Source organism: Kaistella sp. SH40-3 (assembly GCF_030686865.1).
Classification (GTDB): Bacteria; Bacteroidota; Bacteroidia; order Flavobacteriales; family Weeksellaceae; genus Kaistella.
In genome coordinates, this window is sequence record NZ_JAQYUS010000009.1 from 40,410 (window position 1) to 63,257 (window position 22,848).

The 22,848-nt window shown below is 36.5% G+C and carries 16 protein-coding genes; 5 read left to right on the plus strand and 11 right to left on the minus strand.

Features of this window, described 5'->3' with window-relative positions:
• Nucleotides 1-140: 140 nt before the first annotated feature.
• The 8 genes from PUH65_RS13220 to PUH65_RS13255 form a co-directional block, all read right to left on the minus strand.
• The gene (locus PUH65_RS13220) at nucleotides 141-1,025 is read right to left on the minus strand and encodes a viperin family antiviral radical SAM protein (protein ID WP_305520605.1); all 885 of its coding nucleotides are present in this window, start codon (nucleotides 1,023-1,025) and stop codon (nucleotides 141-143) included.
• A 130-nt stretch (nucleotides 1,026-1,155) separates the two neighbouring features.
• Complete coding sequence (locus PUH65_RS13225) at nucleotides 1,156-1,917, minus strand: LytTR family DNA-binding domain-containing protein (protein ID WP_305520604.1); 762 nt, start codon at nucleotides 1,915-1,917, stop codon at nucleotides 1,156-1,158.
• A 33-nt stretch (nucleotides 1,918-1,950) separates the two neighbouring features.
• Complete coding sequence (locus PUH65_RS13230; RefSeq protein ID WP_305520603.1) at nucleotides 1,951-4,416, minus strand: DEAD/DEAH box helicase family protein; 2,466 nt, start codon at nucleotides 4,414-4,416, stop codon at nucleotides 1,951-1,953.
• Nucleotides 4,417-4,519: 103 nt separating this feature from the next.
• On the minus strand, nucleotides 4,520-6,046 hold the full coding sequence (locus PUH65_RS13235) for a class I SAM-dependent DNA methyltransferase (protein WP_305520602.1): 1,527 nt from the start codon (nucleotides 6,044-6,046) through the stop codon (nucleotides 4,520-4,522).
• A complete protein-coding gene (locus PUH65_RS13240) occupies nucleotides 6,043-7,260 on the minus strand; it encodes a hypothetical protein (RefSeq protein ID WP_305520601.1) in 1,218 nt (405 codons plus the stop codon). Before PUH65_RS13240 ends, PUH65_RS13235 begins: the two co-directional genes overlap by 4 nt.
• A gap of 9 nt (nucleotides 7,261-7,269) precedes the next feature.
• Nucleotides 7,270-8,721 (minus strand): restriction endonuclease subunit S, encoded by a 1,452-nt coding sequence (locus PUH65_RS13245; RefSeq protein ID WP_305520600.1) that lies wholly within the window; start codon nucleotides 8,719-8,721, stop codon nucleotides 7,270-7,272.
• Nucleotides 8,721-11,558 (minus strand): DEAD/DEAH box helicase family protein, encoded by a 2,838-nt coding sequence (locus PUH65_RS13250; protein WP_305520599.1) that lies wholly within the window; start codon nucleotides 11,556-11,558, stop codon nucleotides 8,721-8,723. Before PUH65_RS13250 ends, PUH65_RS13245 begins: the two co-directional genes overlap by 1 nt.
• 273 nt (nucleotides 11,559-11,831) lie before the next feature.
• Entirely contained in the window at nucleotides 11,832-12,227 is a 396-nt protein-coding gene (locus PUH65_RS13255) for a septal ring lytic transglycosylase RlpA family protein (RefSeq protein ID WP_305520598.1), read from the minus strand.
• Nucleotides 12,228-12,394: 167 nt separating this feature from the next.
• On the opposite strand from PUH65_RS13255, the gene PUH65_RS13260 reads away from it, so the two are divergent.
• The 3 genes from PUH65_RS13260 (at nucleotide 12,395) to PUH65_RS13270 (ending at nucleotide 13,529) form a co-directional block, all read left to right on the plus strand.
• The gene (locus PUH65_RS13260) at nucleotides 12,395-12,583 is read left to right on the plus strand and encodes a hypothetical protein (RefSeq protein WP_305520597.1); all 189 of its coding nucleotides are present in this window, start codon (nucleotides 12,395-12,397) and stop codon (nucleotides 12,581-12,583) included.
• A 304-nt stretch (nucleotides 12,584-12,887) separates the two neighbouring features.
• Complete coding sequence (locus tag PUH65_RS13265; protein WP_305520596.1) at nucleotides 12,888-13,388, plus strand: DUF6266 family protein; 501 nt, start codon at nucleotides 12,888-12,890, stop codon at nucleotides 13,386-13,388.
• A gap of 6 nt (nucleotides 13,389-13,394) precedes the next feature.
• The gene (locus PUH65_RS13270) at nucleotides 13,395-13,529 is read left to right on the plus strand and encodes a hypothetical protein (protein WP_305520595.1); all 135 of its coding nucleotides are present in this window, start codon (nucleotides 13,395-13,397) and stop codon (nucleotides 13,527-13,529) included.
• An 80-nt stretch (nucleotides 13,530-13,609) separates the two neighbouring features.
• On the opposite strand, the gene PUH65_RS13275 is transcribed toward PUH65_RS13270, so the two are convergent.
• Nucleotides 13,610-13,867, minus strand: a complete 258-nt coding sequence (locus PUH65_RS13275) for a helix-turn-helix domain-containing protein (RefSeq protein ID WP_305520594.1) — start codon at nucleotides 13,865-13,867, stop codon at nucleotides 13,610-13,612.
• 678 nt (nucleotides 13,868-14,545) lie between these two features.
• Between PUH65_RS13275 and PUH65_RS13280 the strand changes: the two genes are divergently transcribed.
• Entirely contained in the window at nucleotides 14,546-16,546 is a 2,001-nt protein-coding gene (locus tag PUH65_RS13280) for a BCCT family transporter (RefSeq protein ID WP_305520593.1), read from the plus strand.
• 230 nt (nucleotides 16,547-16,776) lie between these two features.
• Nucleotides 16,777-18,621, plus strand: coding sequence for a Xaa-Pro dipeptidyl-peptidase (locus tag PUH65_RS13285; RefSeq protein ID WP_305520592.1), 1,845 nt, complete (start codon nucleotides 16,777-16,779; stop codon nucleotides 18,619-18,621).
• Nucleotides 18,622-18,892: 271 nt separating this feature from the next.
• Here PUH65_RS13285 and PUH65_RS13290 read toward each other — a convergent pair whose 3' ends face one another.
• Both PUH65_RS13290 and PUH65_RS13295 read right to left on the minus strand, forming a co-directional pair.
• Nucleotides 18,893-20,902: a M13 family metallopeptidase gene (locus PUH65_RS13290; RefSeq protein ID WP_305520591.1), complete on the minus strand. Its 2,010-nt coding sequence runs from the start codon at nucleotides 20,900-20,902 to the stop codon at nucleotides 18,893-18,895.
• A 335-nt stretch (nucleotides 20,903-21,237) separates the two neighbouring features.
• Nucleotides 21,238-22,395: a lycopene cyclase family protein gene (locus tag PUH65_RS13295; protein ID WP_305520590.1), complete on the minus strand. Its 1,158-nt coding sequence runs from the start codon at nucleotides 22,393-22,395 to the stop codon at nucleotides 21,238-21,240.
• Between the last annotated feature and the right edge of the window lie 453 nt (nucleotides 22,396-22,848).

Sequence of the window (22,848 nt, forward strand, 5' to 3'; positions counted from 1 at the left end):
GTAAGTGGTTTCGACAGGCTCAACCACCTAAGAGGATGTTATATCACACAAATAGCAATATTTCCTGGTGCCTGAGCCTTTAATAGTGCCTGAGCCTGTCGAAGGCACCGCGACTGGCGCAACCACCAGCAAGTTTTCATTTAAATTGCTTTTTTCCATGCATATAAACCTCCTCTCTTTTTGAAATTCATAAAACTATATTCCATTTGATCATACGCCGCTTTTATTCCTGTTTCTAATATTGGACTGCTGTATTCCTGCATTCCTTTTTTATTGGTATAAAATCTTCCGGCTGGATCAATCATCACATAACTGTTTTTCATTTCAGAATTATCTTCACTAATTAATATTCCCTCTTCTTTAAGTTGTCGATGATTGGATATGAAGTGGTTAAATTCAAAATCATTAATGATAAAATCGGTGATGTGTAAATCATTTTCCCCTTTTATGGGTAAAACCTGAAATACTTTCCAGCGTTCTGGTTGCGCATAATTAATGAGTTCCAACAATAACTCTTTATAATTAAGACGGTGAACTACGGTATTAATTTTAAGTCGATACCGATGCTTTTTAATAGCATCAATAAATATTTTATACGATTGTAAACTGACAGGTGTTTTTCCAGTTACCGCTCTTCCCGAATTGATATTGGTTTCATCATCTGCGCTGTCAATACTTAGAATAATCCAATCTAAATGATTTTTGTTGCTGTTTAAAAACTCCTCCGTCAACCTTGTACCGTTGGTTACAAGCATCGTTGTTAATCCTTTTTCTTTAGCGAAAGCGATCAGTTCAGAAATCCAAGGACATAAAGTGGGCTCTCCGCCAGCAAAAGTGATTTTCTGAAACCCAAAATCTGCGATTCTCTGTATCAGTTCTAAAGATTTTTCTTTAGGTAAATGCCCTTTAGGAAGCAATTTTTTAGCGTCATAGAATGGCGCAAAACAAAATTTGCATCGCATATTACAAGGTTCCCAAAGATGATAATTAACAGAAGGAATTATTCCTTCAAAGAGTGCTTTCATAGTTTGTTTAAAGTATTTTTGTTACAACCTACCTTCAGCAAAACAAAATCCAGAGAACAAAAAAAATGCGCTTCCGGGAATAACATCGGAGGCGCAGGAATGAAAGGTTTTTTAAGAGGAATAAGAACGGCTAACTCAATTCTTTTTTAATGCCAGATTGGTAATTTTCGGACACCGGTAAATGGTGACTTTTTGTTTTTCCACTCCCATCATAAATGGTAATTTCGATAGTTTCCGTTTTTTTGTGGTAGCATTTAATATATTTCCTGTTCACCCGAAACGATTTATGAATGGTTAAGAACTGACTTTTCGAAAACCCCTTTTCTTCCATTTTTGAAAAGGAAAAATCGATCAGGTTTTCAGGCGGACGGTTGATAAAATGAATCTGTTTGTTGTTGGATTCTGAGCCCGCCTTTTTGTCCGCGCAGAGATAGACAATATCCTGAATAGGGATTGCATTTTTTTTGGTTTTGTTAAAGTCGAGATACACATATTGCAGAGAATTAAAAAACGCAACTTCCTGAAGAAACCTTTTAAAACTTTTTATAAATTCTAATTCAGTAAAAGGTTTGGTAATATGATCAACGCAAATCTCAGCCTCCCGTTTTAAAACTTCCATATTTTCAACATAATCCGCCGTATTGACGCTGGCAAAAAAGACAGGAATTTTTAGTTCCTGCGCCGCTTCCATTCCCGTCATGCTGTCGTTGCCTAAATCCAGATCTGCAACTAATAGGTCGGGATGTGCATGCTGAACCTCCTCAAAAAAATGATCCGAAGTTTTGCTTTTTAAAACAATTTCAACATTCGGAATTTTACTGAGGTAAGATTCTAATTTCTCCAGTTGTTTGGTATTGTCTTCCAAGAGGGCGAGGCGGTAGTTTTGGTGCATGTAAATATTGGATATATCTAGATGAAAAAATATTTAAGCAGATTTTTTTCTATTGCAATTCACGCATAAAACCTGTAAGTTTTCGAGCGTTGTTTTTCCATTTTTATGTCTTGAAACAATGTGATCGATCTGAAACATCCCCTTTCTTTTACTATGAACCTTACAATTTTTTCCTTGGCAGGTAAATAATTTGTCACCATCGAAATCTTTTAAACTTTTTAGAAATGTTGTTTCACGCAGGTAAGTATAGTATTGATAATTCTCTGATTTTATCTCCTGCAAACTTTTATCTCCTAAATCTACTTTTTCATAATCAACATTAACTTCAGGCGTATAAGAATAAGTTTCTGGATCATTAAGTTTCAATACAACTTTATCAATTAATTTTTTGAAAACTCCACGGTCTTTGTAAAATTCTCGAATCGTTTCATTTTCATCGAAGAGTTTGTTAATCGCTGCTCTACGTTCTTTATCGCTGTCGATATTTGCTAATGGTTCCGCAATTACATCTAAATCATATTTCTCACGATCTTCAAAGGTGATAAAACTTGGTTTTTTACTTGTTTCCGAAAAATAATGAAGCAAATCGATAATATTCTCCTTTTTTACCGTCGGTAGTTGCGGTATATTATTGAAGTAGTTGCTTATGACATAGTCAAAAACTTCCTGTGAAGGTTTACCCTTCGTATATTTAACAACCTTTTCCAAATCAGCCATTAATCTTTCATAACTCATTTGCATACTGTCATAAACCAAAATAGAGACATTCTTAGTTATATTCGCCTCATTTTCTCCTTCATACATCACATCAAAATGATAGAAACCTAAAGGTAAAAAATAACTAAAATCAGTATGATCAAAAAAATCTTCCAACTCCTGTGACTGACTTAAAATAAACTGTTCCAACAAATCGACTGAAACTAATTGTTTTACCATTTTTTTGTACGCTGGACTTTTCACATCCAAATCCAAATTGGCAGAAATCAGAATTTCTTCTGCATTTCCCCAATATATTTTATCTTGCCAGTCATCAATAAAACTTACAATATTTGCTTCTTTGGTTCCGCCCGCTTTTGTACCTCGTAAACCTCGACCAATCATTTGCGTCATCAATGTTTTTGAATTGGTTGGTCTGGTTAAGAAGATGGTTTGAATAGAAGGGATATCAGTTCCTTCTGTCATAATCTGCACGTTAACTAAAACCTCAATCTCCCCTTTTTCAAATTTTTCAATCTTGGCTTTATTCTCGGAAGAAGATTGATTATTACCTTGAAAATCTGCAGTTGATGAAATCACGAAATCGGAAGAAACACCTTTGGCATTAAAAAGTTTTGCCAGCGCAATTGCATTCAACACGTCAATCGCAAAAACCAAAGTCTTTCCATACTCTTCTTTATGTTGCAGATAATGATTGACAATAAAATCATTTCTTTTAGAGTTCTCAGAAATCTTTTTTACGATATCTTTTCCTAAACCTTTAGCAATATCATCTTTTTCAATAATAGACTGCACTTGCTCATCAGATAATTCCAATTCGGATATAAAATCAATTTTTGTTTTAATAGGAATGAAATTAGGTTTTGCCAAAAAACCTTTATTTATTAATTCGTCAAGACCAATTTCGTATGCTTTTTTGTTCTTATATAGAGTCCACAATTTCGCTTCCTCTTCGTCGTTAATCCGAGTAGGGGTCGCAGTCAAACCAATTAATTTTATTTTTCCATTATTATGTTTTTTAATGGCCTGAATTATTTTCAAATAACTTGATGCAATAGAATGGTGCGCTTCATCAATTACCAGAGTTACATCGTTTTTCTCAATCCATTTTTCAATGCTTGGCAATGCGTAATTGAGCGATTGAATTCCTGCAATAACCAATTGATCATCTTGCTGTATTTTAACAGATTTATCATGTAGCCCGGAAATTTGTCTAAATTTCACCTTATCAATATGTGAATAAACAGATTTGTTGGCTACTTTTTTAAAGCCTTCCATCGCCTGATCAATCAAGGAATGGCGATGCGCGATCCACAGAACTTTACCTCCTTTATCCAAAACGTTTTTACCTAGCCAATACGATGCTGTAAAAGTTTTTCCACCTCCTGTTGGCAACACAAGGATTGTTGCAAAATCGTCGACATCTTTATATTGATTTAAATTATTAATGGCTGCAACCTGATGTTCTTCTGGCCCAAAACCTGTGTTATGCTCTTTCGATATTTCAATTTGTCCTGCAAAAACATTATCAACCTGATTATAGAAAGTTATAATTTGATCCCCATTTCTAGTGATGCTTTTTAGGTTTTCTATATTGTTAACTGCAATTTGGGCTGCATATAGATTTTGTTCTAAATAATCGATTAGGTCACTTTTTCTCCTAGCGTAAAATCCCAATTTCTTAAATATTGAACTGGCTTTCATACTAGTTTTACCTGAGGAAACAGTCTTAAGTTTCTCTGAAATTTCATTAACTAATTTGTCGGCTAAATGTGTATCCATAATGATATCTTAATTTTTTTTATAATACTTTTGGTTGCTAGAAGGATTGGTTAAATTCGCAAGAGACAATAAGATTTCGTTTTAACCAATTATTAAATTAAATTTATTCCGCTATCTCGCCATTAATCGTCTCCATGATTTCTCTAAAACTGTTTAGACCGGATTCTATATTTTCTATAATCTCACCGGCTAAAATATCAGGATCCGGAAGATTGTCCAAATCAGTTAGACTTTTATCCTTCAACCAAAAAATATCCAAACTGGTTTTGTCTCTGGCGATCACGTCGTCATAAGTATATTTTCTCCATCTTCCGTCTTCATTTTCTGCGCTCCAAGTTTCTTCGCGCTTGTTGATATTGTTTCCTTTATACAGTTCAATAAATTCCGCAAGATTCTCCTGACGCATTGGATTCTTCTTTGGCGTATGATGAACATTGGTTCTGTAATCATAAAACCAAATTTCTTTCGTCCAGGGATCTTTGCTCGCAGGTTTATTATTGAAGAATAATACATTCGCTTTCACTCCCTGTGCATAAAAAATCCCTGTTGGCAATCTTAAGATGGTGTGTAATTCTGTCGTTTTTAATAACTGCTTTCTCACTTCTTCGCCGGCACCACCTTCAAACAAAACATTATCAGGAAGAACCACGGCCGCTTCACCACTAATTTTCAACTGTGTTTTGATGTGCTGTAAAAAGTTCAATTGTTTATTAGAACTTGTTTCCCAGAAATCCTGACGGTTATAACTTAAATCCTCTTTCTCTATTTCTCCCTGTTCATTGGTAGAAGTCATGCTGCTTTTCTTACCGAAAGGCGGATTGGCTAAAACATAATCATATCTGCTTCCGTCATCAGCGATTAAGGCATCATTAGGATTTATAAAAGATTCACCATCTATTTCACCAATATTGTGCAGATACATATTCATCAGACACATTCTGCGGGTATTGGCAACAATTTCATTACCATGGAAGGTTTTGTTTTTCAGAAACTCTTTTTCGTCCCGATCCAGTTTGTTATTTTCTACAATCCAATCATAAGCCGCTAAAAAGAAACCACCAGTTCCACAAGCCGGATCTGAAATCGTTTTCATGGGTTTCGGCTGAACACAAGCGACAATGGTTTTTATCAATGCTCTCGGCGTAAAGTATTGCCCAGCACCACTTTTGGTATCTTCTGCATTTTTCTCCAAAAGACCTTCGTAGATTTTCCCTTTTATGTCAGCACCCATCATTGCCCAATTTTCTTTGTCAATCAAGTTGATGACTTTTGATAGTTTTGCAGGATCCTGGATTTTGTTTTGGCTCTTGGTGAAAATTTGTCCAAGTGTTCCTTTTTCAGTGGATAGCGTTCGCAACAATTGGCTGTAAAAAGATTCTAATTCTGCTCCACGTTTTCCAGATAAGGTTTCCCAATTGCAAGTTTCGCTGTCCGGAATTTCTTTACCTTCTACATCTTTCAGTTTTGGAAAAACCAAACCTTTGCTGTAAGGAGGTTTATTAAGTTCATCTGCCATCTTTAAGAATAGCAAATAAGTAATTTGTTCTAAGTAATCTCCGTAACCTACTCCATCATCACGAAGGACGTTGGCAAGATTCCAGATTTTTGATATTATGGTTGAATCTGTCATTTTAAATTTATTAAGATATCATTTTTAGTTTTCAGTGTTATTGTAGTGTTTTTAAAATTTGAAGCCAAATGAGCAAGATAATCCTTATTTGGATGTTTGTAAGTATTCTTGCCTACAGAAATTATTGCTTCTTTAAATTTAATATGCCCTGGGTTACTGTAAATAAATTTACCGCATTTACCACCATGATGCGGAACGATTAAGTAATGTTCATGATCATAATTTAGGTGTGGTAGTACACATTCGGATAACTGAATATACTGACAATCACCAGAAAATATAACACTGGACTTCTCAGTTTTCAATGATAAAACCAAACCTGAAATGTTTCTATCTTTATGATATTGAGAATTATAGAAAACTATTTGGTCAGTAGTTGCAGTAATTGGTCGTAGACTTATTAGCCGAAGTTTTGGAATTCTTTCTTCAGCAATAATAGCATAAATGTCTTCCGAATCTTTAACAGATCGTATTCTACTGTATAATTTTTTACAAGTTAAATTTGGTACTTCATTTCTAAAAATATATTTAGAAAAATATGATAATTCATCGTCAGTCATTCCTAATAGACAGTGATAATGATCCTTATCCCAATGTGACAATACAAAAACCGGCTTATCATCTTCATAATTGGTAATTCTTTCATCAATTAAATTTCGAACTTCAGAACGATCTGCACGGAAGTCAGTTCCGCAATCATAAATAAAAATGTAAGTCTCATCTTTAATAATTTCATTCCAATTTCCTTGTCCAACATTGCGAACATTAACTTTAATATGACCTTTTAGATCAAATATTAAATCCTCAATATTTCTTTTACCATAAATTAAATTGCTTGATCCAAAATCCTTATGAACAGATACTGATTGAGTGAAAATTTCTTCTGTAAAATAAAAATTTACTAAATTAATTGAATATGATATTAGTAGCGAATTCCCATTTTCAGCCATTAAACCGTTTTTTGACCAACTGCTGATTGTTTCACTTTTAATCCCATAATATGTATTTTCCTGAAGATTTTTACCATTATAATTTAGAAGTAAAATCATTGTTGGTTTATCAATGCTTGAAGAAGAACTTGAATATTCAGAAAACATGGTATATTCATTTGAATCATAAAAATCAAACAAAACTGTTCTATTTATTTTATCAAATTCCTCAATGTATACTAAAACATCATTTGGAAATTTTTTTTTATGATTACTGTAAGTCATTGTAAAGAATTATTTCTTCTCTTTTTTTATCTTCTCCAGCAACACACTCGCTGGCTCATAATCTTGATCTGCTTTGCACTTAGCGAGTTCTTCTGCACTTAACAATTTCCCTTCAAAGGCTTTTTTTAGAATACTTTGGCGCAGGGCTTTTGCTTTTTCTAAACTTTCTTTCAGGCTTTCTTCTACTTTATCGCAAACGGATAAGCGGGATTCTATCTCGTTGACAATCTGATGTTGTTCTTGTTTGCAACATAATGGAAAGGATAATGTTTCAACATCGCCAACTCTTAAATGCTTCACACCAGTACCTATAGCATTTTCTCGCAATTTCTGCTGAAAAACTTCACTTAAAATGTTATAAAGTAAATATTTATTTTCAAGCAAATCTTGCGAAGTTCGTAGTATCATTGTTCTCTGCCCCAAGCAAACTTTTATATTTTTGGGTATGATTGCAGCTTCACCCATTGGTGCTTCTCTTGTAAAGACTATATCTCCTGATTTGGGATAAACCCTCTTAGACCAAAAGTTATATGTTTCTTCTGAAACGTATTTAATTTTATCGATTAAATTTAATTTACCATTTCTGATGTTAGTGGTTCTAATTAAATAAATTCCTTCTTCTTTATACGGTGCTGTTTTATTATGACAGTCGATTACAAATACACAAGCTGAGATGAAATTTGTCCATCTCCACGACTTTGGCAACTTTTCATCAGAGCTTGAAAAGACCAATTTTTTTAACTTGATTTTAATTCTTTTCGCTTCGCTATTACCATTTTCAATTTCAGATTCTATCCATTTTCCACGTTCCTCTTTTATTTGATCCAATAATTTCGCAGCAGAAGGTAAATCGATTTGTTGTGCTCTCCAATCTTTCGTTAATTCCCCTTCAAACGCTTTCTTTAAAACCGCCTGTTTGTAAATCACCAATTGTTCCTGTGCTTTTTTCAGGTCGGCAATACCGCTGTCTAAACTGCTGAAGAGTTCTTCTATTTTTTTAACAATGGCTTTTTGAATGGGCGTTGGTGCAACTTTAAACTTTACCGAATTGAAACTCGATTTATTTACTAATGCAACGGTAGTTGATGTACTTAATCTTTCTAATTGATTTCTAAAATTAGTGGATTGCGCTTGATAGAAAGTAAATTTAGGTTCAATCCCATTTAATGGTTCAATTGCATTTATTTGTTGGTTAAATGCTACTTCCTTTTTATTCAGACCAATTCTTCCTAAATTTCCAATGCAGGTAACAAGAACAGAGTTAATAGGTAATATTCTTGCCTTTGCCTTTCCTTTTGGACTCAAAAATTCCAATGAATCTCTAAGATAATTGTTGTCAATTTGTGGCGGTTTGACAAATGGAATTTCGGAACCATAATTATCCTTTTCACTTTTTGATGGTGTATTTCCTGTAACTGTTTTGAAAATTTCACCTAAACTACACTCTACCCAATCTTTCATTACGCTGCTAATACTTCATTTAATTCTTCAATAATTTCATTCATCTCATTGCCAAATAACTGGTGCATTTTTCCTTTTCCTCCTTTCGCATCAAACGGCGTATAATCCAAATCATCAATTTCAATATGGTAACTGCTAACCACATGTTCTTTGATCATGCGCAACCAATCTAATTGTTCAGCGGAGAAACGGTTGTGTTGTCCGGTATGTTGTTTAAAAATCCATTTATTAAAATTATCATCAATGGTTTTATCATAAGGAGTGAGTTTTTGGTCTTTTCCGCACGCTTTTCTAATCAAAGAAACCAAAGCGGTGAGTTCATCTTTTGGCTGTTTGTTTACGGATGCCGAGCCTGTCGATGCATCTAATGTTGCATAGGCCTCCCAAACATAATCCGGTGCTAAAAGAGGTTTTTCCATACGAAGTTTCATCATCACTTCCTTAATCATTTTAAAGGTGATTTCTCTGCGGTTGTAAGGTTGGTTATAGAAAATACTCAAGGCTTTTATTTCATCTTTGTTGGCTTCTAAATAAGCGGTGAAGTCTTTTACTATTTCTATTGCTTTATCTACTGAAGTGGTTTCCCATTCACTTTTAGTAACGGTATCGATATTATGACTGTCAATAATCTGCTCATGCTCTTTCCTTACATTTTCCAGATAAGTGTTCAGTTGTCCGGTAAATGTTTTACTGGCCTCGAGGATCAATTTTTGTTGGGCATTCTTTTTCGCTTCTTCAATTAAAGCGGGTGTTCTATCAGCAACAGGTATTTTATCGATTTCAATCTGGGCTTTGGTTTCAATTTCATCAAAATCATAAGCGACCAATAATTCCTTGGTGATCTGTTTCAGGTTTTTACCACCAGATAACTCCACTAATCTGTCTTTTTCTTTATCGGTAATCTGCTTTTCTAAACGGATCAAACGGTTGGCTAAGGACAAAAACAAATCTTCCTCGGCAACACCCATTGTTATGGCTCCGAGTAAATCCGTCATGGGAACAGTGGGTTTCCGTTCCAAAGGTCGGCTGTCTGTCTTTTTAGATTTGGTAACGCCAACTGCATCAACAATCACAAAGTGGGTCTTGGTTTTTGCCGTTTTTGAAACCAATTGTAAAGTGTCACTGTTAATGGTTCTGGTTCCACGACCTTTCATCTGCTCAAAATAATTCACGCTTCTTACATCCCGCATAAAAAGTAAAACTTCTAAAGGTTTTACATCTGTTCCGGTAGCAATCATATCTACGGTCACGGCAATTCGTGGATAATAGGAATTCCGAAAACGGTTTAAAACTGATTTGGGATCTTCTTCGGCTTTATAAGTTACCTTTTTGCAGAAGTCATTTCCTTCATCAAACTCTTCGCGAATTATTTGAATAATATCATCGGCATGGCTATCGGTTTTTGCAAAGACCAAAGTTTTAGGAACTTCATAGTCGCCATTTTCATCAATCCGGTTTGGAAAAATGGTCGCTTGTAAAGCCTTTTTATATTCTTTAATAATGTTCCTGATTTGACTTGGATTGACCACCTTTTTATCTAAATCATTGCTTTTGTACTCCGTATCTTCATCTTCCTGCAGCCAGCGCTTTTTACGCGTCAGTTTATCACGTCTGTCCACAAACCAACCTGCTTTGATGGTTTCCCCATTTTTAGAAATTTCTGTTTCGATGGTATAAACATCGTAAGGAACGTTCACCCCATCGGTTACTGATTCTTCATACGTATATTGGCTTACCACGTTTTCGTTAAAGAAACCGAAAGTTCTTTTGTCTGGTGTTGCTGTTAAACCAATCAGGAACGCATCGAAATAATCAAGCACCTGTTTCCATAAATTATAAATGGAACGGTGGGCTTCATCAATTACAATGAAATCAAATTGTTCAATAGGAACTCTTGGAGTATATTCTACCGGAACTGCTTTTTTCTCGGCAATTTTTTTTTGAAGCCATGAGTTTTCATTTGGATTATCTTCTTCTGCTCCTTCATCTAATTCCTCACCTTTCAAAATTGCATACAATCTTTGAATGGTAGAAATACAAACCTGACTATCGGAAGCAATATAACTTGATGATAACCTTTGGACATTGTACAATTCCGTAAATTTTCTATTGTCATCATTAGGTTTAAAGGTCATGAACTCCTGTTCTGCCTGTTCACCCAAATTCTTGGTATCTACCAAAAACAAAATTCGTTTGGCATCAGCATGCTTCAACAGACGATAAACAAAGGTGGCAGCAGTAAAGGTTTTCCCCGCTCCTGTCGCCATTTGGATTAAGGCTTTGGGTTTATTTTTTTTGAAAGAATGCTCCAGATTATTAATTGCGATAATCTGCGCAGGTCTAAGTCCGGTTGGATCCAATGGTGGAAGCGCTAATAATCGTTCCCGTACGCTTTTCCCTTTTTTCAACCATTCGGCAATGGTTTCAGGTTTATGAAAGCTGAAAACAGTTCTGCTTCTTGGTTTTGGATCTCTGTAATCGGTAAATCTGGTAATGGTTCCGGTGCTTTCATACACAAAAGGCTTGTCATTTTCCAGAGTAAACGCACCGATTTTAATTGGTTCGGTTGCATATCTTTTTGATTGTTCTTCAACAACCGTCAGCCGGTGACCTTCGTCTTCTTTCTTGGCTTCAATCACACCAACCGGAACCCTATCAACGAATAACTTATAATCGGCAGAACCGCTTACCGTATTGGTTTCACGAAGTGCAACTCCTCTTCCGGCAGATAAATCCACTTCGGTTTTAGACTGTACTATCCAATCCGCTTCTCGCAGCATTTGATCAATTTTGTCACGTGCTATCTGTTCCGGATTTTGATTGATATTTTCGGTCATTTAGTATGCAATAATTTTCGTTTCACTTAGTTTTTTCAGCGGCTATCAAAAATAGGTAAATAAATTGAAAATATGAATAATTCTAAATATTGAATTCTTTTCTAGAATTTTTTAAACATTTACTATTATTTGGTTACTATTGGTCAGAGTAGATCCCTTTAAAATCCTGATACTTTCCTATAAAAAAACTCCACTTCAAAAGCAGAGTTTAACTTTCAAAAAGGGCGATTAACTCGAGAAAAGAGCTGTTGCATTCTCGTTAAAATCTGACCATTACCTGAGTATTTTATACTTCACCTTTAGAACTCCATCTTTCATACTCCCTAATTTTTTAAAAGCCCCCTGACTAAGATCAAACGCCCTCCCCGCTTTTAATGGACCTCTGTCATTCACGGTTACAATTACTTTTTTTGAATTTTCGGGATTGATTATTTCCACTTCGGTGCCGAAAGACAAGGTTTTGTGGGCAGCCGTCATTTTAGAATGTTTGTAAACTTCTCCGCTGGCTGTTTTTTTACCATTAAACTTGTTGGCGTAATTAGAAACCGTCGTCGATTGATAGTAAGAGATAGCGTTTCCTCTGTTGGCGGAACAGGAAGATAAGGAAATACTTAAGAGCACTATAAATAAGACACGGTAGAGTTTGTAATCCGAAAAGATCATTTTCATATTTCGTTTTATGATTTTAAAGTTTGTAAAAATACTTTTTTTAAAATTCAGAAAGAAAGAACTTCTGCACTGCTGAGCGTTTTTTGGGAGCAACCATGATTTAATAGACACTTCTTCATTTCTCATGTTTTGATTAAGGAGTTCTCTTTAAATACTTTACATCACTGATGGAAACAAAAAACTCCAATTGTGGGACTTCTGCCATTATTCATCTTTCTATTTTCTATATGTCCTCCCTGCAGTTTCCTTCGGGAGTCCTTTCCAAAAACACCCTTTTTCGGGAACGTTCAGCAACCGCTCGGCAAGGATTCCGAACCAAAGCGTTTTTTAAAAAGACATTACCGGACAAAGAGTGACATGGAGCAACAATAAATTCCTTTTAGAGTAATTCACGGCTATCATAAGATATTCAAAGTCAAGGACCGACTTGTCAGGAAGCAGTCGGAAAGTGGCGGGCAATCGCAGTAATCTGAAGCAAAGAAAAGCAAGCCAAACACAACGAGGGAAAGCAAATGTTTCTGACGGAAATAAGGTGAAATAGAAGGAGATTCAAAGAGAATAAAAGCAATTGAAAGCAAATACAAGTTATTGATTATCAAATACTTGCATCGTATTGTTTGTTGATCTATATTTGTCTTTAATAATTTAATTTCTTTAAAAATGGGAACAATTAAAAAAGGAATCCTGGGAGGATTCAGCGGAACCGTAGGAACGGTAGTAGGCGCCAATTGGCGCGGAATGGATGTCATCAGAAGCCGTCCAAAATCGTCAGGAGGTAAACCGACTCCCCTGCAACTCATGCAGCGGGCAAAGTTTGCCCTGGCGATTAAATTTCAAAACTCTTTGCGCTCCATGCAAAGCCGCCTGTATGGCGAAAATGCGGGTGTGAAATCGAGGGTGAATCTCGCCGCAAGTTACCTGCTGCGTGAGGTAGTGGATTACGTGAATGATCAGGCGGTCCTGCGGATGGAAAAAGTCATCATAACGAAAGGTTTGCTCACCGGCTTTCAGAACCTTGCCGTAACAGAGGCTGCAGCACAAACCCTCAACTTCACCTGGACCGACAACAGCAACCAGATGCTCGCCAAAGCCACAGACATTTTCTGTACAGCGGTTTATGAGGAGGAATCGGGTGACTTTGAAATCCAGGAAGGCCCCTAAACACGGATGGCAGGAACCGCTTCGGTGGTACTGCCGGAATTGTGGGCGGGTAAAACGGTGCATGTGTACGCCTTTTTACAGACGATGGAACAGGATGCGGCGTGCAACTCGCTTTATCTGGGTATGGTGGTGGTACAGTAGGAAATAACAAACAGTCACCACTGAAAAAGATCGCTGGAATCAACTGTTCCTGCGGTCTTTATTTTTTTTAAAACTCTGCTTTAATCGCTACTCTGCTCATCATCTTCCATTAAATCATCTACTTTATGAGCGAGATAGTAAATTTTGCCACCCAACTTTTTGTAAGGAACAATGCCCTCGGCACGCCAACGCTGCAACGTTCTGGAAGTCACATTAAACAACTGCATCATATCGGCATTGTCATAAAACTTTTTTTCGACGGCTTGTCTGCCAGTGGACTTTTGCTCCGGTTTTTTTCTAAAGGAGGGTCGGTTTTCTTTTTTATTCCGTTCGTTCATAGTTGAATGCACTAATTCTACATGTTGTACGCATGGCTTTTGAACCTAAAATCCTTACTAATTTTATAAGTCTCTTATTTTAAGAACTTTAAAACTAGTTTGATTGCTATTTTTAAACTTTTTGCAATACATTTAAATATAAAGATACTGATAAAAGAAGAGAGTTTTTGTGACAAACTGTTAAAAGACAATACTTTAGCAGTAAAAGTTTTCCACAATAGCACAGACCTTGCCCTTTTAGCGACTTTAGGAAACTTTTGCCCGTAAAACTGAAATAATCATCTTTTTTACGAAACACTAGAGATTAACAATCTGTTAATCATCAACTTAAAATTAAACACAGTATTTTGACCCACTACTTATTTTTCTTTTTGATAAAATTTCGCTTAATTAAATGGAATTAAATGAGGATAAACCTTATTTGTGGTTCTACTCTATTACGCTCAAAAAGCATTTAACTGACAGAAAATAGGGGTCAGAACGACCAATATTTAATGCTGCAAAAATAATTTTTAGTACATTAGTTAAACATTTTTTAGGAATCATTCGTATTTTAAAAAAATGCTTCTGCCATTTCTATGGTCTGCTTATAAGATTCTATAATGCTTTTAACAAAATTAGAAGAGGTATTTTATTTTTTTGAAAGAAGTACCTTCAAATAAAAACAAACTACTTGATATGTTTAAATCTACTCTTAACAAAGGAATATTTATCCCCAGTATTCTATTTATATTGCTGGTTTCTGTGGTTTCGATCCTCTATCCGGCAATGGCTGATCAAATCTTGAATACGGTTAAAAACTTTATTTTCGTCAACCTGAATTGGGTGTATGTTTGGTCTGTTACGTGTTTTGTAATTTTCCTGATTTATTTATTGTTCAGCAAATACGGAAAAATTCGCTTGGGTGATAATGACAGCCGTCCTGAACATTCTTTTTTCTCCTGGGTTGCCATGTTATTTTCCGCGGGAATGGGAATTGGATTGATGTATTTTGGTGTCGCTGAACCCATGCAACATTATACGTCGGAAGTTTTCGGCGTTCAGGAATATGTTGATAAGGCAAAAAACGCCCAACTCTACAGTTTTTTTCATTGGGGAATTCATGCCTGGGCCATTTATGGACTCGTAGGATTATCACTTTCCTATTTCACGTACCGACTTAAACTTCCCCTGTCATTAAGAAGTTGCTTTTATCCCTTATTAAAAAACAGGACTGATGGAAGTTGGGGAAATGCCATTGATCTATTTGCATTGTGCAGTACCTTTTTTGGAATTACAACTACTTTGGGTTTTGGAGTCGTTCAGATTAATTCGGGATTACAGCATTTAAATATTGTTCCGGATACCAGTTTTGTATATCAAATCCTCATCGTGGGCGTATTGGTTTCATTGGCTGTAATTTCAGCACTGACAGGGGTTGATAAAGGAATCAAAATATTAAGCAACATCAATGTAACCATGGTCGTTGCCTTGCTGTTATTTGTTCTCATCATGGGACCTACCGTTTATTTAATCGGCAGTTTTACCGAAGGGCTGGGAAATTACATCAGCAACTTTTTCAATCTCACTTTTGCCACCCACGTTTATGATGAAGAACAATTGCCGTGGTTTTATGACTGGACCATTCTCTATTGGGCGTGGTGGATTTCCTGGTCTCCTTACGTTGGTTTATTCATCGCAAAAATATCGAAAGGAAGAACAATCAGCGAATTTATTGTCGCCGTATTGCTGCTCCCTTCTTTATTCAATTTTATCTGGATGACCGTTTTTGGAAACAGTGCCATTTGGTTTGATGAATATATTGGACATGGCGCACTCAGTGCCGTGGCTGGAAATCCTGATGCTTTGATGTTTCGGTTTTTAGAATATCTCCCTTTTTCTACCATCGCCAGTTTTATGACCATCCTCATTGTCATCATCTTTTTTGTGACCTCTGCAGATTCAGGTATTTTTGTAATGAACAATATCGCCACCAAAAACGCTTTAAAATCTCCGAAATGGCAAACCGTTTTGTGGGGGATTTTACTGGCCGGATTATCTTTGCTTCTTCTTAATGCCGGTGGTTTAAAAGCCCTTCAAAGCATGACGCTCATTACCGCCCTGCCGTTTTCTATTATTTTAATTTTATTTATTGTGAGTTTAATTAAAGCACTCACCATTGACCAAGCCTATTATGACCGTACCTTTTCAAAAGCAACCGTTCCGTGGTCCGGTAAATTATGGAAAGACCGATTAAAACAAATTGTGGCGACCAAAGACCGCCAATCCATTAATCATTTTATCGATACGGTTGTAAAAGAAGCCTTTACCGAACTTCAAGCGGAATTTGCAGAAAATGGGATTTCGGCAAACATCAATCACCATTCTAATCCTAAAAAGATCGAAATAGAAATCAAATATGACCTGATTAATAATTTCGTTTATGGCGTAGAAACGACCTCAAAAAAAGTATCTGGCTTTTTGGTGTCGGAAGAAAATTTTCCGGAAGTTCAGGAAAAAGGCGCCTTCTATCCCAAGTCCTATTTTGGGGATACGCGGGAAGGTTACGACGTGCAGTATTTCACCAAAAATGAATTAATTTCCGATGTCTTAAAACATTACGACCGCTTCTTAGACATCGTATCGGAAGAAAGAAATGAAATGTTTATCAGCACCGATTCGCACGACAGAATAAACTAAAACAGTTTAAAACTTCAATAAAAAGCCTTCAGAATATTTAATGCTGGAGGCTTTTGTATTTTATTTACACTAGGGTAACTTTAAACCGAAAAATATTTTCTCCTCTAATCAATTTTGCCTTTTCGGAAGAAATGATATCTTTAGCCTTAATTAAAAACTGCCTCACTGCACACCGGTAGTAATCAGCAGAACACTGCCAAATTTAAAAAATTTAAATGACCAAAAATACCATGAAAAAATTCCTCCAGTCAAGTTTCCTTTTATTCATGCTCGCTGCATTCCATTTTGTCGATGCGCAAACCGTTAAAAAAGCCCTGCCTGTTTTTGAAAATGGACAAGCGCAAATTGTTCCCGAATTCAAAGATGCTGACAAATGGATCAGAACTGATCTTTGGGTTGAAATTAATTTTGATACGGACGGCGATGGTAAAAAAGACCGCATGTATGTCGCGGTAACCCGACCTTATCAAACCGAAACGGAAGGATTAAAACTTCCCGTGATTTATGAATCGAGTCCTTACTATTCTGGTGTTGCACCTGATGTAGAAGGTGGTTTTTGGAACGTGAATCATGAATTAGGAGTAGCAGGAAAAGAACGCGTTCACGCTGAAGTTGTACGAACAGGTACGCGACCAATTATTTCCAACTCACAGACGGCAACCTGGGTTCCGCGAGGTTTTATTGTAGTTCATAGTTGTTCTCCCGGTACAGGATTGTCTCAAGGTTCCCCTACTGTTGGCGGCGAGAATGAATCTCTAGCTCCCAAAGCCGTCATTGACTGGCTCAACGGAAGAGCAAACGGATATACCACTCCCGATGGAAATGAAAAAGTAAAAGCCTACTGGACGACTGGAAAAGTCGGCATGACCGGAACTTCTTACAATGGAACAATTCCACTTGCCGCAGCCACCACTGGCGTAAAAGGGTTAGAAGTGATCATTCCCATCGCGCCCAATACTTCTTACTATCATTACTATCGATCCAACGGATTAGTGCGTTCACCTGGCGGTTATTTAGGAGAAGACGTTGATGTTCTGTATGATTTTATTCACAGTGGTGACGAATCGAAACGCGCCTACAGCAATGCTAAAATTCGGGATACCGAAATGAAAAATGGCATGGATCGAATCACAGGAGATTACAACGATTTTTGGGCAGGACGTGATTATTTAAATCAAATGGGAAAGATGAAAGCAGCGATGTTAATGGCGCATGGTTTTAACGACTGGAATGTGATGCCGGAGCACAGTTACCGTATTTATAAGAAAGCCAAAGAAATGGGCTTAGAAACCGCCATTTACTACCACCAAAACGGTCACGGCGGACAGCCACCCCTTGAAATGATGAACAAATGGTTCTCCCATTATCTATTTGGGATTGATAATGGAATCGAAAAAGAAGAGAATAAAGCCTTTATCGTCCGGGAGAATGATGATCTAAATAATCCAACGCCTTACAAAGATTATCCGAACCCTGACGCAAAACCGGTCTCCTTTTATTTAACGAAAGGTGCACCAAAAACTGGAGGTTTAATAACCACCAAATCTTCCCATCAAGGTCAGGAAACCCTGGTTGATAACTATTCATTTGAGGGGGCATGTTTAGCCAAAGCAGAAAACACAAATCACCGTTTACTATATGTCAGCCCAAAACTTTTAACCGACGTTCATCTTTCGGGAGTGCCCAAAATCACCATTAAATTAGCAAGCAATAAACCTGCTGCAAACTTATCGGTCTGGTTGGTTTCACTGCCCTGGAATGAAGGAAGAGCCACAAAAATAACAGACAATATTATTACGCGCGGTTGGGCGGATCCACAAAACCATGCTTCCATAAGAAAAGGCGAACCTTTAATACCAGGAAAATTCTACCAAGTGTCTTTCGATTTACAACCGGATGATCAAATCATCAAAAAAGGACAACAAATAGGATTACTGATATTTTCGAGTGATAAAGAATTCACTTTGCACCCAGAACCGGGAACGGAATTAACAATTTATCTGGATGGAACAAATTTGATTTTGCCCATTGTAGGCGGTTCGGAAGCATTTGTAAGTGCTGTAAAAGAGAATTAATGATTGATTTAATATAATTACTACGATCTAAAATCGAAGATAAATGATACGAATTCTTTGTTCCGAAATCACAAACCACGTCCTGACCTCAAAACCATAAGCGCTGATCAGCAATCAAGCAAACGTGCTCAATTATTCAACAAAAAGGAAGCTTCTGACGAAACTTCCTTTTTGTTTTTGATCTGGTTCTGGTAAATGATCTGTCCGGTATTGCGCAGATTGTATAGAAACTCACAAACTTCCTGCAGACAATACTTTATCTGAACCTAAATTACCAAATTGTTATGCGGTCTTTTTCTGGCAGGAACATTTTATTGCCCTCTTTTACGTCAAACGCCTCATAAAAAGGAGTACTGTTCATCAAAGGACCATTGACCCGCCAAAGCGGCGGTGAATGAGGATTATTATTGATCCATAAACGAAGGAATTCCTCTTTCATCTTTACCCTCCAGATTTTAGCGACTGAAATGAAGAATCTTTGATCCGGGGTCAGTCCATCAATTTTTGTGGAACTCTGCCCTTCTTTAGTCATTTTGAAAGCGTCATAAGCCACAGCGATTCCGGCAATATCAGCCGTATTTTCCCCAACCGTCATGGCACCATTAATGGGTAAATTATCTAAGACCGTAAAGGTGCTGTACAGATCAATGACTTGCTGTATTCTTGATTTGAATTGCACATAATCATCTTTGGTCCACCAGTTTCTCACATTCCCTTCTTTGTCATATTGTGCGCCCTGATCATCAAAAGTATGTGTCAGTTCGTGACCGATGACCATTCCAACACCACCATAGTTCAAAGCATCATCGGCGTCGTTATCAAAATAAGGAGCTTGTAAAATTCCGGCGGGAAAAACGATTTCATTTGCGGACGGATTGTTATAAGCCGTAACGGTCGGAACCGTTGTAAACCATTCCGACTTATCCACGGGTTTGCCCAGTTTTGCAATTTCAAGTTCATACGCAGCAGAAGAGGCAGAAATCAGATTCTCAAAATAAGTGTTTCTTGAAATATTGACCTTGCTGTAATCCTTCCATTGATCAGGATATCCTATTTTCTTTGTAATGGCAGACAACTTTTCTTTGGCTTTTAGTTTCGTACTGTCACTCATCCATTCCAGTTGATCGATCCTTGCTGCATAAGCCTTCTGTACATTATCGACTAAAACCGCCATGCGTTTCTTTGCCGCTTCCGGAAAGTATTTCTTTACATACAATTGTCCCAGCGCTTCCCCTAAATGATTATCTACTGCGCTGGCGATGATTTCGCCCCGTGTTTTTTGTACGGCCTGACCCGAAAGTACTTTATTAAAATTAAACTCAGCATTCACAAAAGGTTTACTTAAATCACCCGCGTAGTTTGCAATGGTATTGGCTTTGAGATACAATTTCCAGTTTTGAAGAGGAACAGATTTTAAGAGACCATTTAGTTTTTCGTAGTAGGCAGGTTGAGCAACATCAATGGAATCAATTTGAACACCCAGATTTTTTAGAAAAACAGTCCACCCAATATTGGGTTCTTTTTTCTCCAGCTCCGCAACGGCCATCATATTGTAATTCGCATGAACATCCCGACGTTCAACCCTTGTTTTATGAGAAGCGGCAATTTGTTGATCAATATGATAAACAAGTTCAGCATCTTTTTTAGAAGTGGCCGCATTGGTGCCTGTCAATTGAAACAAAGTAGAAAGATAAGTTTTGTAGGCATTTTGTATGGCAACGGTTGAAGGATCTGTTTTGAAATAATAATCGCGATCAGGTAAACCAATTCCTGTTTGATAACTGTGCGCAATATTCATGCTGCTGTTTTTATCATCAGGTCCCACTCCAAAAGACATGATTGACCCATTACCCACTTTAATTCCCTCCGCTACAAAAGACATTAAAGACTTGACATCACGGATGGATTCAATTCGGGAAAGAGTTCGCTTGATCGGTTCGTAACCACGTTTTTCAATGGTAATCGTGTCCATTCCGGCAGCATAAAAATCGCCCACCTTTTGCTCAACACTTCCGGCAGGGAACTGACCTTTCGAAACGCTTTCCAAAATTCCCTGCAGCCGAATCCTTTGAGGAAAATTCATAAACATATAGGCACCCACTCCGGCCTGTGTTGCAGGGATAGGAGTCGCATCATACCATTTCTTGTTGACATACATAAAAAAGTTATCTCCAGGTTTTATGGAAGTGTCTAAACCGGTGATTTCAGGCGCTTTTTTATTTTGAGCAGTACATGTAGAAAATGTAAATACCGCAGTGAGAATAATTAAGAAGTTTTTCATATTTTAAATGATTTCGATAATAAATTTATTCAACTAATCAAAAATATACAATTTTAGTCTTGAATCTTCCTCTTTTCGTTAGAAATATTAGGGGTATTAATATTCAAACTTAAAAAAGCCTACAGAATAGTATGTTCTGAAGGCTTTATAAATTATTGTTTACAACTCTTTTACCGAGTTAAACGCGTCAATATATTTGGTTAATAAACAGCAAACTGAAATTTCTGACTATAAGCAAAGACCGATAACCAAAGGAAAATTAAAAGATAAAATTTTCTTATAGAATAATGAATTAATGGGATTTTTGATAGTGCTGAAAAGTAATATTACAATTCTTACAACTGCTTCAATCCAGCCTTCATAAAAGGGGCGATGGGTAGCGCGGTCACTATTTTCAGATCATCCCAAATCGTACTTTCATTCCCCAGAAATTTTAAAATCGCTTCAGGTGAGCGTTTTGAAAACATCAATGAAAAAATTTCTTTTCCTTCCATTTTTCCAGACAAAATAACTTCCAGCAAAGTACGGTCATACCACTCAAACCGCTTATCATCAAATGATTTTTCGGGGTTCGGATTTTTTTGTTCCAATAAATTTTTAACGATCTGCGCCGTATTTTTCTGCACAAACTGAAAAGTATACCCACTACTCGCTTTCGTGTAACCGCCCGCAGTTCCAATATTGATGAGGCGATTAAAAGCATCGCTCTTCCGCTCAAACTTGGCCAGTGACATTGGGATGATTCCAAATTCGATATGCGTAATTTCGTAATCCGAGATTTGAAGATTATCTTTAATATAATCCGTCAAGGCGGACTGATATTCTTCTTTGGGCAAAACACTTTTACTGAATAAGGTATATTCTACCAACGCTTCCGTGGGGCTTGTTGGTAAAACATACATGAATGTTGCGCCATGTTTTTGATCTAAAGTAAAGTCCATTAAGGTTCCAACCTTTGAATCGAAAGTGGCTTCTTTCGTTTTAATGACCCACCCTGTAAAATGTTGAAGCAATGAATTTTCTTCGGTAATATTCGGATTAAATAAAGAAGTTGAATTGAATAGATATTGAGATCTGTAAATATTCTCCTCCGTTTCTACGCTCGCCTCAATAGAATCTGAAGTAATCCCTTTTATATTTTCATTTTTAAAGGTTACATTTTCAAAACTGGCTGCATGCGAAAGGACAAAATCATAAAAGTCTTTTCCCTGTATCATTTTATAGCGATAGTTTTCCAGATCAAATTGGCGGGTAAAGTCTTCATTCTTAAAAATTAAAGATTTCCATTCGTGTGTAACTACCGATTCAAAAAGACCTTTCCCCTCTTCCCAAAAACACCAGGTTCGATCGTTTTCATTTTTCTGGACGCGATCAATCACCAGGATTTTTTTAGATTGAAAAACTGGATTAATTAGCAATCGGTAAAGTAAACTTAACCCAGCACACCCAGAGCCAGCAATGATATAATCGTATTTGAGGTCGTTATTCTTCATGTAAAAATTTGAGGTGATCTTCTATTCATCAATATAATTTTTGAAAATAATAGATTAAAATTAAAGATAGATTTTTGTTGCTTAAAAACCGCAATAAGTGGTTTTTAGATTAATTCAATTATTTTCCAGTAATCACTACTTTTAATTAACAAGTTAAAAACCTATGGTGCAATTCCATTCTAATCATTACAAAGATAAATCTATTTCTTGTAATGATTTTGATTAGTCATCACCTAAAATTAGCAGCATCACTAAATCTCATATGCAACATCTATACATTAAAACAGATTCCTAAAATTCAAAAAAAGGGTTGTACTTCTAGTACAACCCTTTTTTTGATCAATAGACCATATCCTTACTAATGAATTCATTTTCTTTTAATCTGTGCTTCAATCTTCCTTGCAACCACCAGTTTTGATGGAAACTAAAGTAGAGTTTTGAACTTTATTTGGA

Bases quoted from the DNA above. Each gene is read 5' to 3' on its own strand.
- PUH65_RS13240 (WP_305520601.1), bottom strand. From the start codon at position 7,260: ATGACTTACAGTAATCATAAAAAAAAATTTCCAAATGATGTTTTAGTA.
- PUH65_RS13295 (WP_305520590.1), bottom strand. From the start codon at position 22,395: ATGAAGAATAACGACCTCAAATACGATTATATCATTGCTGGCTCTGGG.
- PUH65_RS13285 (WP_305520592.1), top strand. From the start codon at position 16,777: ATGAAAAAATTCCTCCAGTCAAGTTTCCTTTTATTCATGCTCGCTGCA.
- PUH65_RS13280 (WP_305520593.1), top strand. From the start codon at position 14,546: ATGTTTAAATCTACTCTTAACAAAGGAATATTTATCCCCAGTATTCTA.
- PUH65_RS13230 (WP_305520603.1), bottom strand. From the start codon at position 4,416: ATGGATACACATTTAGCCGACAAATTAGTTAATGAAATTTCAGAGAAA.
- PUH65_RS13290 (WP_305520591.1), bottom strand. From the start codon at position 20,902: ATGAAAAACTTCTTAATTATTCTCACTGCGGTATTTACATTTTCTACA.
- PUH65_RS13220 (WP_305520605.1), bottom strand. From the start codon at position 1,025: ATGAAAGCACTCTTTGAAGGAATAATTCCTTCTGTTAATTATCATCTT.
- PUH65_RS13270 (WP_305520595.1), top strand. From the start codon at position 13,395: ATGGCAGGAACCGCTTCGGTGGTACTGCCGGAATTGTGGGCGGGTAAA.
- PUH65_RS13245 (WP_305520600.1), bottom strand. From the start codon at position 8,721: ATGAAAGATTGGGTAGAGTGTAGTTTAGGTGAAATTTTCAAAACAGTT.
- PUH65_RS13275 (WP_305520594.1), bottom strand. From the start codon at position 13,867: ATGAACGAACGGAATAAAAAAGAAAACCGACCCTCCTTTAGAAAAAAA.
- PUH65_RS13235 (WP_305520602.1), bottom strand. From the start codon at position 6,046: ATGACAGATTCAACCATAATATCAAAAATCTGGAATCTTGCCAACGTC.
- PUH65_RS13260 (WP_305520597.1), top strand. From the start codon at position 12,395: ATGGAAACAAAAAACTCCAATTGTGGGACTTCTGCCATTATTCATCTT.
- PUH65_RS13225 (WP_305520604.1), bottom strand. From the start codon at position 1,917: ATGCACCAAAACTACCGCCTCGCCCTCTTGGAAGACAATACCAAACAA.
- PUH65_RS13255 (WP_305520598.1), bottom strand. From the start codon at position 12,227: ATGAAAATGATCTTTTCGGATTACAAACTCTACCGTGTCTTATTTATA.
- PUH65_RS13265 (WP_305520596.1), top strand. From the start codon at position 12,888: ATGGGAACAATTAAAAAAGGAATCCTGGGAGGATTCAGCGGAACCGTA.
- PUH65_RS13250 (WP_305520599.1), bottom strand. From the start codon at position 11,558: ATGACCGAAAATATCAATCAAAATCCGGAACAGATAGCACGTGACAAA.